General features: G+C 70.1%; 12 protein-coding genes. 6 read left to right on the top strand and 6 right to left on the bottom strand.

The window, feature by feature from the left end:
- Positions 1 to 111: 111 nt before the first annotated feature.
- The 3 genes from IFT88_RS04595 to IFT88_RS04605 all read right to left on the bottom strand — a co-directional run bounded on the left by IFT88_RS04595 (position 112) and on the right by IFT88_RS04605 (position 2,912).
- Complete coding sequence (locus tag IFT88_RS04595; protein WP_043596554.1) at positions 112 to 645, bottom strand: ribonuclease H family protein; 534 nt, start codon at positions 643 to 645, stop codon at positions 112 to 114.
- Between the two features lie 120 nt (positions 646 to 765).
- Positions 766 to 1,596 (bottom strand): aldo/keto reductase, encoded by an 831-nt coding sequence (locus tag IFT88_RS04600; RefSeq protein WP_192119100.1) that lies wholly within the window; start codon positions 1,594 to 1,596, stop codon positions 766 to 768.
- A gap of 107 nt (positions 1,597 to 1,703) precedes the next feature.
- Complete coding sequence (locus IFT88_RS04605; protein ID WP_192119102.1) at positions 1,704 to 2,912, bottom strand: MFS transporter; 1,209 nt, start codon at positions 2,910 to 2,912, stop codon at positions 1,704 to 1,706.
- Positions 2,913 to 3,240: 328 nt separating this feature from the next.
- Between IFT88_RS04605 and nrdH the strand changes: the two genes are divergently transcribed.
- The 4 genes from nrdH (at position 3,241) to nrdF (ending at position 7,213) form a co-directional block, all read left to right on the top strand.
- Positions 3,241 to 3,474: a glutaredoxin-like protein NrdH gene (gene nrdH / locus IFT88_RS04610; RefSeq protein WP_043596549.1), complete on the top strand. Its 234-nt coding sequence runs from the start codon at positions 3,241 to 3,243 to the stop codon at positions 3,472 to 3,474.
- Positions 3,475 to 3,555: 81 nt separating this feature from the next.
- A complete protein-coding gene (gene nrdI / locus IFT88_RS04615) occupies positions 3,556 to 3,975 on the top strand; it encodes a class Ib ribonucleoside-diphosphate reductase assembly flavoprotein NrdI (protein WP_043596547.1) in 420 nt (139 codons plus the stop codon).
- Between the two features lie 32 nt (positions 3,976 to 4,007).
- The gene (nrdE, locus tag IFT88_RS04620; protein WP_043596574.1) at positions 4,008 to 6,113 is read left to right on the top strand and encodes a class 1b ribonucleoside-diphosphate reductase subunit alpha; all 2,106 of its coding nucleotides are present in this window, start codon (positions 4,008 to 4,010) and stop codon (positions 6,111 to 6,113) included.
- Positions 6,114 to 6,211: 98 nt separating this feature from the next.
- Positions 6,212 to 7,213 carry a class 1b ribonucleoside-diphosphate reductase subunit beta gene (gene nrdF / locus IFT88_RS04625; protein ID WP_043596546.1) on the top strand — a complete coding sequence of 334 codons (1,002 nt, stop codon included), beginning with the start codon at positions 6,212 to 6,214 and terminating at the stop codon, positions 7,211 to 7,213.
- Between the two features lie 606 nt (positions 7,214 to 7,819).
- Here nrdF and IFT88_RS04630 read toward each other — a convergent pair.
- The 3 genes from IFT88_RS04630 to IFT88_RS04640 form a co-directional block, all read right to left on the bottom strand.
- A complete protein-coding gene (locus tag IFT88_RS04630) occupies positions 7,820 to 9,082 on the bottom strand; it encodes a kynureninase (protein ID WP_192119104.1) in 1,263 nt (420 codons plus the stop codon).
- Complete coding sequence (locus tag IFT88_RS04635) at positions 9,079 to 10,185, bottom strand: amidohydrolase family protein (RefSeq protein ID WP_192119106.1); 1,107 nt, start codon at positions 10,183 to 10,185, stop codon at positions 9,079 to 9,081. Before IFT88_RS04635 ends, IFT88_RS04630 begins: the two co-directional genes overlap by 4 nt.
- A 103-nt stretch (positions 10,186 to 10,288) precedes the next feature.
- Positions 10,289 to 11,083, bottom strand: a complete 795-nt coding sequence (locus IFT88_RS04640; RefSeq protein ID WP_192119108.1) for a methyltransferase domain-containing protein — start codon at positions 11,081 to 11,083, stop codon at positions 10,289 to 10,291.
- Between the two features lie 72 nt (positions 11,084 to 11,155).
- On the opposite strand from IFT88_RS04640, the gene msuE reads away from it, so the two are divergent.
- Positions 11,156 to 11,872 carry an FMN reductase gene (gene msuE, locus IFT88_RS04645; RefSeq protein WP_082059808.1) on the top strand — a complete coding sequence of 239 codons (717 nt, stop codon included), beginning with the start codon at positions 11,156 to 11,158 and terminating at the stop codon, positions 11,870 to 11,872.
- A 57-nt stretch (positions 11,873 to 11,929) separates the two neighbouring features.
- A complete protein-coding gene (locus IFT88_RS04650; RefSeq protein WP_137847233.1) occupies positions 11,930 to 12,334 on the top strand; it encodes a hypothetical protein in 405 nt (134 codons plus the stop codon).
- Positions 12,335 to 12,433 lie beyond the last annotated feature (99 nt).

The following is a 12,433-nucleotide window of genomic DNA, read 5'->3' on the forward strand; positions in this document are numbered from 1 at the left end:
CGCCGCGCCGTGCCGCGGCACGGCACGGCACACCACGGCACGGCGTTTCGTGCACGGCACCGCGTCCGGATCAGGTGCGGTGCACGATTCGCGGTGCGGTGCGTCGCGCGATCAGAAGAGCGTCGCAGGAGGCGCGGGCGGGGTCGCCGGCGCCGCGATCGGGTCGGTCGTCGCGACCGGTGCTCCCGGCCACCCGGGCCCGGACGGCACCTCGGTGCGGTTCTGGAACGCCGTGGCCGCGCCCCGGGCCCGCACGTCGGCCGCCTCGTTCATCTCGTGGCCGACGTGGCCGCGGACCCACTCGAAGCGGACCTTCCGGCCGGCCAGGGCGGCGTCGAGCTCCTTCAGGATCTCGACGTTCAGCACGGGCTTGCCGTCGGCCTTCCGCCAGCCCTTGCGCTTCCAGCCGGGCATCCACTCGGTGCAGGCCTTGATCGTGTACTGGCTGTCGCAGAGGATGTGCAGGTCGTCGTCGGTGCCGGCGGTGGCGCGCAGCAGCTCGAGCACGGCGGTCAGCTCGCCCTGGTTGTTCGTCGCCCGTGGCCAGCCGCCGGCGGCCCATCGCTCGTCGTCGACGTACCAGGCCCATCCGGCGGGGCCGGGGTTGCCGAGGGCCGATCCGTCTGCTGCGGCGGTGATGGTCATGCGGGGTGCTCCTTGCGTCGACGGGTTGCCGGTCCACGGTAACGTGCCGGGCGCGACCGACCGGACCCGCGCCTCCTGCAGCGGTGTCGGGTGCGGGCGGCGGTGTCGCGGTCGACCGGGTCAGCCGATGTGGTCGGGGTGCGAGCCCGTGCGCTCGCCGGTCTCGATGCCCGCGATGGCGGCGAGGTCGCCCGCGTCGAGTTCGAAGCCGAAGACGTCGAGGTTGGCGCGGATGCGCGACGGCGTGACCGACTTGGGGATGACGACGAGGCCCTGCTGCAGGTGCCAGCGGATCGTCACCTGGGCCGGGGTGACCCCGTGCTTCGCGCCGATGCGCACGAGCGCGGCGTTGTCCAGGATGCGCCCTCGCGCCAGGGGCGACCACGCCTCGGTGACGATGCCGTGGGCGGCATCGAAGGCGCGCAGCTCGTGCTGCTGCAACCACGGGTGCGCCTCGACCTGGTTGATGGCCGGCACGACGTCGGTCTCGGCCATCAGGCGTTCGAGGTGGGCGACCTGGAAGTTGCTCACGCCGATCGAGAGCGCCCGGCCCTCGGCCCGGATCGTCTCGAGGGCCCGGTACGTCTCGACGTACTTGTCCTGCTTCGGGGCGGGCCAGTGGATCAGGTAGAGGTCGACGTGGTCGGTGCCGAGCTTCGTCAGGCTCTCGTCGAACGAGCGCAGCGTCTCGTCGTAACCCTGCGCGGTGTTCCAGACCTTGGTCGTGAGGAAGACCTCGTCACGGGGAACGCCGGACGCCGCGAGGGCACGTCCGACGCCTGTCTCGTTGGCGTAGAACTCGGCGGTGTCGAGGTGGCGGTAGCCCTCGCCGAGGGCGGTCTCGACGACCCGTTCGGCCTCGTCGTCGGCGACCTTGTAGACGCCGAGACCGAGCTGGGGGATCGTGCGGCCGTCGTTGAGGGTGATCTGGGGCACGTCGATGGAGGGCATGCCCTCAACTCTGCCAGCGTCCGACCCACCCGTGTCGCCGGGCCCGGGCGACCGTCCGGTGAACGCTGCGTGCCTGGCCCGTCGCCCCGTGGACGAGGAGGCGCGGGTCAGCTCGTCTGGACCGGCACCGGCTCGGTGTCGGGCAGGGGACTCGCGTCGCGGCCGCGGAGGTCGGGCAGGGCCTTGTGGAACGCGGCGCCGACGACCATGCCGACGAAGGCGAAGCAGGCGGCCACGATGAGTCCGCCCTGGCCGCCGATGTGGTCGATCGCGAAGCCGGCGATGGCCGAACCCAGGGCCGAGCCGATCAGCTGGCCCGTGCCGGCCCACCCGTAGGCCTCGGCCGTGTCGCTGAACTTCACGCTCGACGACACGATCGCGAACATCACGGCGAGGGCGGGGGCGATGCCGACGCCCGCGATCAGCAGCGTGATGCTGATCGGCCAGAGGCCCGTCGCGAAGATCGCGAGGGTCATGCCCGCGAAGACGATGGCGATGCGGCGGGCGAGCGCCCACGGGCCGACCGGGACGTGCCCGAGGGCGAGGCCACCGACCAACGACCCCGCGGCGAAGATCGCGAGGGCGATGCCCGAGTCGGCGCTGCCCTCGCCGAAGAGCGCGACGACTCCCGCCTCGACCGCGGCGCAGGCACCGATGAGCAGGAATCCGGCGACGGTCGCGAGCAGCACGGTCGGCCGCGCGAGCACCTTGCCGAAGGCCCGCTTGCTGCGGGGGATGCGGACGCGTCCGACCTCGGGCGACGCGATGAACCAGATGCCGCCGCCCACCAGGAAGGCCGCGGCGAGCCAGATGGCCTCTCGGGTGCCGATCTGAGTTCCGACGAAGGTCGTGATGACCGGGCCGGCCACCCAGATGATCTCTTGCGCGGACGCGTCGAGCGAGAAGAGGGGAGTGAGCTGGTTCGAGGTGACCATCTTGGGGTAGATGGTGCGGACGGCCGGCTGGACGGGCGGCACGCTGAGGCCGGTCACGAAACCGAGCGCCATGAACACCGGCACCGAGAAGTCGTACAGGGTGAAGGTGACCATCGTGATCAGGCAGACGATCAGCGTCAGGGTCAGGACGGGGCGCATCGCCCACCGACCCATCCAGCGGCTGGTGAGCGGGCCCGAGATCGCCTGGCCGATGCTCGTCGCGGCGAGCACCAGGCCGGCCGCGGCATACGAGTGGTGCACGTGCTCGACGTGCAGCAGGAACGCGAGCGACAGCATGCCGAACGGGAAGCGCGCGGTCAGCTGGGCCGCGATGATGCGCGAGACGCCGGGCGTCTTCAGCAGGGTCGAATAGGTGCTCACGAGGGGACAAGTCTACGAGTGGGGCCAGGGTGCGCGACACGCCGTGGTCCCGAATTGGGGACACGGATCGACGAGTGTCGGTGGTGGGGACGAACATGTGGAGAACAGCCCAGAACCGGGGAGAACCGCCCTCGTTCTGTGCAAAACGTGTGCGGTTCCCTGTGGAGAACTCCGTGAGACGAACTACAGGCGTGTAACACCGCATCTAGTTGTGGGGGCAACTCCGGGCCACTAGATGTAGTATCGAAGAGTCGCCACGGGCACTACGCCCCGAGGCTCACGAACCACCGATCCGGCCTCAGGGGCCGGCCAGAACACAGGGGATCCCATGGCCATCACCGTCTACACCAAGCCGTCCTGCGTCCAGTGCACGGCCACCTACCGAGCCCTCGACAACAAGGGCATCGAGTACGACGTGCTCGACGTCACCGCCGACGACGCCGCCCTCGAGAAGGTCCGCGCCCTCGGCTACATGCAGGCCCCCGTGGTCATCGCCGACGACGACCACTGGAGCGGTTTCCGCCCCGACAAGATCGCCGCCCTGGCCGCCAAGGTCGACTAGTCGACCGGGCGCCCCGCGCCCGACCAGCAGGACCGTGACCCGGGGCCCGGCCCCACCTCACCTCGGAGGCGATGACTCGACGTGACGAACGAACTCGTCTACTTCTCGAGCGTCTCGGGCAACACCGACCGCTTCGTCAAGAAGCTCGGTCTGCCGGCCCAGCGCATCCCGCTGTTCCCGTCCGAGCCGCCGCTCCACGTCCGAGACCCCTACGTCCTCGTCCTGCCGACCTACGGTGGCGGCGAGGGGCGAGGCGCCGTCCCGAAGCAGGTCATCCGGTTCCTCAACGACGAGGGCAACCGGCGCCTCATCCGAGGCGTGATCGCGGCGGGCAACACCAACTTCGGAGAGGGCTACTGCCTGGCCGGCGACATCGTCTCGGCCAAGTGTGACGTTCCCCTTCTCTACCGTTTCGAAGTCTTCGGAACACCAGACGACGTACAAGCCGTACACACAGGATTGGAAGAATTTTGGACGCAGCAGTCGATGACCTCGAAGTGATCGCCGCACCGGGGCAAGGGCTCAGCTCGGGGATGGACTACCACTCCCTGAACGCGATGCTGAACCTCTACGGCCCGTCCGGCGAGATCCAGTTCGAGAAGGACCGCGAGGCGGCGAAGCAGTACTTCCTGCAGCACGTCAACCAGAACACGGTCTTCTTCCACAACCTGCGCGAGCGCCTCGACTACCTCGTCGAGAACGAGTACTACGAGGCCGCGACCATCGAGCGGTACGACTTCGCGTTCATCGAGAAGCTGAACGACCTCGCCTACTCGAAGAAGTTCCGGTTCCAGACCTTCCTCGGTGCGTTCAAGTACTACACCTCGTACACGCTCAAGACGTTCGACGGCAAGCGCTACCTCGAGCGCTTCGAAGACCGAGTCGTCATGACCGCCCTCGGTCTCGCCCAGGGCGACGAGGCACTCGCCGTCGACCTGGTCGAAGAGATCATCGCGGGCCGCTTCCAGCCGGCCACGCCGACCTTCCTCAACACCGCGAAGGCCCAGCGCGGCGAGCTCGTCAGCTGCTTCCTGCTGCGCATCGAAGACAACATGGAGTCGATCTCGCGCGGCATCAACTCGTCGTTGCAGCTGTCGAAGCGCGGTGGCGGCGTCGCCCTGTCGCTCTCGAACATCCGCGAGGCCGGCGCGCCGATCAAGCAGATCGAGAACCAGTCCTCCGGCATCATCCCCGTCATGAAGCTGCTCGAAGACAGCTTCAGCTACGCGAACCAGCTCGGTGCCCGTCAGGGTGCCGGCGCGGTGTACCTCAGCGCACACCACCCCGACATCATGCGGTTCCTCGACACCAAGCGCGAGAACGCCGACGAGAAGATCCGCATCAAGACGCTGTCCCTCGGCGTCGTTGTGCCCGACATCACGTTCGAGCTCGCCAAGAACAACGAGGACATGTACCTCTTCTCGCCGTACGACGTCGAGAAGGTCTACGGCGTCCCCTTCGGCGACGTGGCGATCAGCGAGAAGTACCGCGAGATGGTGGCCGACTCGCGCATCAAGAAGACCAAGATCAAGGCGCGCGACTTCTTCCAGACGATCGCCGAGATCCAGTTCGAGTCGGGCTACCCCTACATCGTGTTCGAAGACACGGTGAACAAGGCGAACCCGATCAAGGGCCGCATCAACATGTCGAACCTGTGCTCCGAGATCCTGCAGGTCAACACGCCCACCACGTTCAACGAAGACCTCTCGTACAACGAGATCGGCAAGGACATCAGCTGCAACCTCGGCTCGATGAACATCGCCCTCTCGATGGACGCGCCCGACCTCGGCAAGACCGTCGAGACCGCGATCCGCGGCCTCAGCGCCGTCAGCGACATGAGCCACATCACGTCGGTCCGCTCGATCGAGGTCGGCAACGACCAGTCGCACGCCATCGGCCTCGGCCAGATGAACCTGCACGGCTACCTGGCCCGCGAGCGTGTGCACTACGGCACGCCCGAGGCGATCGACTTCACGAACATCTACTTCTACACGGTGCTGTTCCACGCCCTGCGCGCCTCGAACACCATCGCGATCGAGCGTGGCGTCACCTTCGGGGGCTTCGAGGACTCGACCTACGCGTCGGGCACCTTCTTCGACAAGTACACCGAGACCGAGTGGAAGCCCGAGACCGAGCGGGCGGCGGCACTGTTCGCCGACGCCGGCGTCGCGATCCCCACGCAGGACGACTGGCTCGCGCTCAAGGCCAGCATCATGCAGCACGGCATCTACAACCAGAACCTCCAGGCCGTGCCGCCGACCGGGTCGATCTCGTACATCAACCACTCGACCTCGTCGATCCACCCGATCGCGTCGAAGATCGAGATCCGCAAAGAGGGCAAGCTCGGCCGCGTGTACTACCCGGCGCCGTTCATGACGAACGACAACCTCGAGTACTACACCGACGCGTACGAGATCGGGCCCGAGAAGATCATCGACACCTACGCCGCGGCGACGCAGCACGTCGACCAGGGCCTGTCGCTCACGCTCTTCTTCAAAGACACCGCCAGCACGCGCGACATCAACAAGGCGCAGATCTACGCATGGCGCAAGGGCATCAAGACGATCTACTACATCCGTCTCCGCCAGCTCGCACTCGAGGGCACCGAGGTCGACGGCTGCGTCAGCTGCATGCTCTAGGCCCTGCGCCCCGAGTCCTTGCGCCACCCGGCGCGGGCCGGTCTCGACGACCGGCCCGCGCCTCCTGAACTCACGCTCTTCCCTCTGAAAGGCACGTCATGACCATCACCGATCCGGTGCACGCCACCGGCAAGTCGGTCCCGCTGATCTCGTCGGTCAGTGCGATCAACTGGAACCGCATCCACGACGACAAGGACGTCGAGGTCTGGAACCGGCTGGTCAACAACTTCTGGCTGCCCGAGAAGATCCCGCTGTCGAACGACGTCCAGTCGTGGAACACGTTGACCCCCGAAGAGCAGCAGATGACGATGCGGGTCTTCACCGGCCTGACGCTGCTCGACACCATCCAGGGCACCGTCGGCGCGATCAGCCTGATCCCCGACGCGATCACCCCGCACGAAGAGGCCGTCTACACGAACATCGCGTTCATGGAGTCGGTGCACGCCAAGAGCTACTCGTCGATCTTCTCGACCCTCGCGTCGACCCCCGAGATCGACGACGCCTTCCGCTGGTCGACCGAGAACGTCAACCTGCAGAAGAAGGCCCAGATCGTCCTCGACTACTACACGGGCGACGACCCGCTGAAGCGCAAGGTCGCCTCGACGCTGCTCGAGTCCTTCCTGTTCTACAGCGGCTTCTACCTGCCGATGTACTGGTCGTCGCGCGCCAAGCTGACCAACACGGCCGACCTGATCCGCCTCATCATCCGCGACGAGGCCGTGCACGGGTACTACATCGGCTACAAGTTCCAGAAGGGTCTCGAGGGCGCGTCCGACGAGCGCAAGCAAGAGATCAAGGACTACACGTTCAACCTGCTCTTCGAGCTGTACGAGAACGAGATCCAGTACACGCAAGACCTCTACGACGGCGTCGGCCTCAGCGAGGACGTCAAGAAGTTCTTGCACTACAACGCCAACAAGGCGCTGATGAACCTCGGTTACGAGCCGATGTTCCCCAAAGAGACGACCGACGTGAACCCGGCTATCCTGTCCGCGCTCTCGCCGAACGCCGACGAGAACCACGACTTCTTCTCGGGGTCGGGCTCGTCGTACGTCATCGGCAAGGCCGTCAACACCGAAGACGAGGACTGGGACTTCTAACCCACCCCCGCACCACGCAGCAGGCGTCGCCCACCCCGGGCGGCGCCTGTTCTGCGTCCGCTCGTCCTCGCTCTGCTCCGGTGTGCAATTCGCGACCGTCGAGGGACGACACGCTGCTCATCTTCGGCCGCAAACGTTTTCGTCCACGCTGGATGTCGGGTTCGGCGCGGTACGCGGGCGCGGGGCGGTCGGGTTCGGCGCGGGGGCGGGCGTGGGGCGGTCGGGTTCGGCGCGCGGGACGCGGGCGGGGGGCGGGCGTGGTGCGGTCGGATTCGGCGCGGGGGCGGGCGTGGGGCGGTCGGGTTCGGCGCGGGGGCGGGCGTGGGGCGGTCGGGTTCGGCGCGGGGGCGGGCGTGGGGCGGTCGGGTTCGGCGCGGTACGCGGGGGCGGGCGCGGGGTGGTCGGGTTCGGCGCGGGGGCGGGCGCGGGGCGGTCGGGTTCGGCACGAGGGCGGGCACGGGCGCGGGGCGGGCGAAAGGCGCAGGGCCCGGTTGACTGCGCCCACCCGGCGCCGGGGGCGTCCGTCCGCGAGAGCACGCGGAACTGGACAAGGCACCGCCTCGTGCCGCGGTGTCCTGCCCACTCGGCGGTGTGCCGGGTGCGTGCTCAGTCGGCGAGCAACGCCGCCCGGATCGCGGCGATGCCGATGCGCACCTCGGCGAACGAGGTGCTGAGCGGCGACAGTCCGATGCGCAGGGCGTCGGGGTTGCGGAAGTCGGGCACGACGCCGGCGTCCCAGAGGCGGGCCACGATCCCGCGGAACGACTCGTGCGTGATCGTGACGTGGCTGCCGCGTTCTGTCGCGGCCCGGGGCGTCGCCACGGTCACCCCGAGCGGCACGAGCCAGGCGTCGACGAGGTCGAACGCGTAGTCGGTCAGGGCGAGTGACTTCGACCGGATCGCGTCGATGCCGGCCTCGTCGATCAGGTCGAGCATGTCGTGCATCGCGAGCATGCCCATCACCGGGGGAGTCCCGCTGACGAAGCGCCGGATGCCGGCCGCCGCCTCGTACCCGTCGGCCATGGCGAACACGTCGGCCGCGCCCATCCACCCCTGGATCGGCTGGTCGAGCTCGGGCAGCAGCGAGGCGCGGGCGTACACGAACGCGGGGGCACCCGGCCCACCGTTCAGGTACTTGTAGGTGCAGCCGACGGCGAGGTCGACGCCCCACTCGTCGAGCTGCATCGGCACGACGCCGACGCTGTGGCAGAGGTCGGCCAGCACGAGCCCGCCCGCCTCGTGCACGAGCGTCGTGATCGCGGGCAGGTCGACCAACCAGCCCGATCGGTACGACACGTGGTTCACCAGCAGCAGGGCGGTGTCGGGCCCCACGACGTCGCGCACCTGCGACACGGTCACGCCCGTCGCCTTGTCGACGGAGATCCAGCGGATCGTGGCCCCGTGCTCGCGGGCGATGCCCTCGACGACGAAGCGGTCGGTCGGGAACTGGTCGTCGTCGATGACGATCTCGTGGCGGTCGGGCCGGGCCCGCAGACCCGCGCGGATCGCCTTGTAGAGCAGCACGGTCGTCGAGTCGGCCACGACCGTCTGACCCGGGGCGGCACCGAGGCAGGCCGCCGCGATGCGGTCACCGAGCTCGGTCGGCAGGGCCATCCAGCGTTCGTCCCACGAGCGGATCAACCGCGTGCCCCAGGCGCCTTCGACGAACTCGGACAGTCGCGACAGCGTGGCGGTCACGGGCCGCCCGAGCGAGTTGCCGTCGAGGTACGAGACCACGTCGACGGCCGGCACGAACCGGTCGACGAACGACGCCAGCGGGTCGGCGGCGTCGAGCGGGCCGGCCGGATGCGCCGAGGCCTGCTCGTCGGGGTCGGTGGAGTCGACGGGGTAGGCGAGCGGATCGGTCATCGGGTCTTCTCCTCGAGGGCGACGGCGAGCAGCTCGTCGGCGGTCAGTGCGGTCGCACGGGCGAGCCAGGCGGCCCGTTCGTCGGAGGACGCGGAGGCGCGGGGCGCGTCGGCGATCCAGGTCACGCGGGTGAACGGCAGGCGTGCGCCGCCGGCCGGCTCGGCGACGTCGGGGGCGAGGGCGTCGAGCAGTCCCGCCAGCCCGAAGCCGGCCCGACCCATGGCACGCAGCTCGCGCTCGTTCACGCCGAGCGGCAGGTCGCCGTTGCCGAGGTCGGTGCCGTAGAGCACCCGGCCCCCCGCGGCACGGAACCGCGAGAGGTTGTCGACCGCCGTCTCGTGCGCGACCCCACCGAGACCGTGGCCGTGGATGTCCAGCGTGCTCACCCACGTCGTCGAGGCGGCCAGCCGGGCGATCAGGTCGTCGTCGAGCCGTTCGCTGAAGGGGGTGTGGGCGAGCCGGTCGACCCCGGCGTCGGCCGCGCGTGCTGCCTGGCCGATGCCCTGGACGTGGGCCACCACGAGCAGGTCGAGTCCGTGCGCGGCGTCGACGACGGCGCCCAGCGTCGCGTCGTCGAGGACGGGGCCGACGTCGGAGTTCAGGGCGACCTTGACGATCGAGGCGCCGAGGGCGTGCTGCCGTTCGACGAGCCGGGCCGCGCGGCGCAGCCGGGTCGAGGCACGGAGGCCGCCCGCCGCGAGGGAGGCGCGGGGCGGCGCCCAGCCCGCCCGGCTCGGGTACCCGCCCGGTGCGGTGATCAGCCCGCCGGCGATGGTCACCTCGGGCCAGCCGTCCCGCCCGGACCGGCCGAGCCAGCCCTGCGCGATCGCCGGGTCCCACCCGAGGTCGACGACCCGCGAGATGCCGCCGACGGGAAGCTGCGCGGCGTCGACCAGGCCGAGGTGGACGTGCGAGTCGGTGAAGGGGGCGAGCACGGTGCCCGGCACGTGCGGCAGCTCGGCACCGGCCAGGGTGTCGGCGTCGTGCGCGTCGGCCGACCCGGCGAAGACGACGCCGTAGGCGTCGAGCCGCAACAGGCTGCGACCGGACCACCGGCCCGACCAGGCGTGGTCGACCGTGACGAGCCGCGCCTCCTGGTCCATGACCCGACCCTATTCGTGCGTGCTGCCCGTGCCCTGCAGGCCCGCCCGCGTCCGGGGACGACGAGGCGGGCCCCGGGGTGGGGATGGGCGGAGGAGGCGCGACCTACGAGGGCAGGACGGCCCGCGAGCACCGCGCCACGTAGGGCAGGCGGATGAGCTCGACGCCGCGGGTGTCGGGGTGGGTGTCGAGCAGCCGCTCGACGTCGCCCAGCAGGGCCGCGCGGTCGTCGGGCGAGAGCGTGATGACGTAGCTGCGCGACGCGATCATGGCGAGGAACTCGTCGCGACCCAGCTCGTGCACCCAGGCGACGTCGTGTCGCTCGACGGTGCCGAAGGGTGCACCGACGACCGGGGCGTCCGACCCCATGTCGCGCTCGCGCGGCTGGTGCATCACCCGGCTGAGCTCCGCGATCCACGGCACCGACTCGTCGCGGATGTTCCAGATCAGGCCGAGCGTGCCGCCGGGGCGGAGCACGCGGGCGATCTCGGGCACGGCCCGGTCCGTGTCGACCCAGTGCCAGGCCTGCGCCACGAGGACGGCGTCGACCGAGTCGTCCCCGAGGGGGATGCTCTCGGCGGCCCCCGCGACCGACGTCGCCCCGGGGACGACCTGCTCGAGGGTGGCGCGCATGCCGGGCGAGGGCTCGACGGCCGTGACCGACGGAGCGCGGTCGAGCAGCAGGCGGGTCAGCTTGCCCGTGCCGGCCCCCAGGTCGACCACGTGACAGGCGCCCTCGGGCAGCAGCCAGTCGACGGCCTCGAGGGGGTACGACGGGCGACCCCTCTCGTAGACGTCGGCGGCCAGCCCGAACGAGGCGGCGAGGTCGGAATCGGGTCGTGCGGGGTCGAAGCCGTGGGCGGCCTGGTCGAACCCCTCCTGGAGTGGTCGATGTGTCACCGGGACACTGTCGCACGTCACGATCCGTCACACACCCTGTGTTACGTCGGCCTCGGGCGCAGCATGGACGGGATGACTTCCACGCTGCCTCCGACCCCCGCGTCCCCGCGTCCGACCCGGCCCCTGCGGGTCGTCGCCGTGTCGGGCACCCTCAGCACGCCGTCCAAGACCGACGCCCTCGTGCACGAGATCGTCACGGCGCTGGGCGACGTCCTGCCGATCGAGGCGCACGTGATCCGGGTCAGCGAACTCGGGCCCCTGTTCGCCGGCGCGCTCACCCGCGACCAGCTCGACGAGCGGGTCGAGCGCGAGCTGGTCGCCATCGAGACCGCCGACCTGCTGATCGTCGCCTCGCCCGTCTACCGCGCCTCCTTCACCGGGCTCTTCAAGCACCTCTTCGACTTCGTCGAGCAGTACGCGCTCGTCGACGTGCCCGTGCTGCTCGCCGCGACGGGCGGCAGCGAGCGCCACGCGCTGATCATCGAGCACTCGTTGCGACCGTTGTTCGGGTTCTTCCAGGCCCTCACGCTGCCGCTCGGCGTGTACGCGCACACGACCGACTTCACGGCGACCGGGGGCGCGGAGAAGTACGCGGTCACGGCCCCGCTGCTGCAGGAGCGCATCCGTCACGCGATCCAGCGCGGCCTGCCCCTGATCCGGTCGAGCATCGCCGAGAAGGGGCGCATCGAGCGGAGCCTCGACGACGGTGGCGCGGGCGACGGTCCGTCGGGGGAGGAAGCGCGCGTGAGCGAGCTCGACCTCTCGACGCCCACACGGCTGTTCAGCTGAGCGCACGACCCGAAGGCGGGGCAGCCGCCGCGGATGCCCGCGGGTATCGTGGTCGTCGTGACCCTCGACCCGACGCCCCGTGACCCGTCCGTCGCCCGCGCCGAGATCCGCGACAGCGAGGCTCAGCGCCGGCTCGGCCTGTTGCCGTCCGGGGTGCTCCCGGGGCGCGCCGCGCGATGGGTGGCCGACGGCGTGGACGACCTCTCGGTGCTCGCGCTCGCCGAGGCGCAGACGAGCACCGACGACGACCGCGAAGGGCTGCTGGCCCGGGCCGCGACCGACCTCGGCCTCGGTTTCGCGTCGGTTCGCGAGGCGCGCGCCCACCACGGTCAGCGCGTCGTCGAGTCGATGACGGCCGCGTCGGCCCCGAACGACGCCCTCGGCTTCTCGAACGGCTTCACCGACACCATCGAGGAGTCGGTGCGCGACAGCATCGCTCGCCTCTTCAAGCCCCGCGGCTGAGCCGGGCCCGGGCTGCTGGGCGTGAGGTCGGCGGCTGAGCCGAGGGCTCGCGGACGAGCCGTGCGCCCGACGCGACCGGACGCAGGAGGGGCGGTGCCG

Source organism: Frigoribacterium sp. CFBP 8751 (assembly GCF_014841545.1).
Classification (GTDB): Bacteria; Actinomycetota; Actinomycetes; order Actinomycetales; family Microbacteriaceae; genus Frigoribacterium.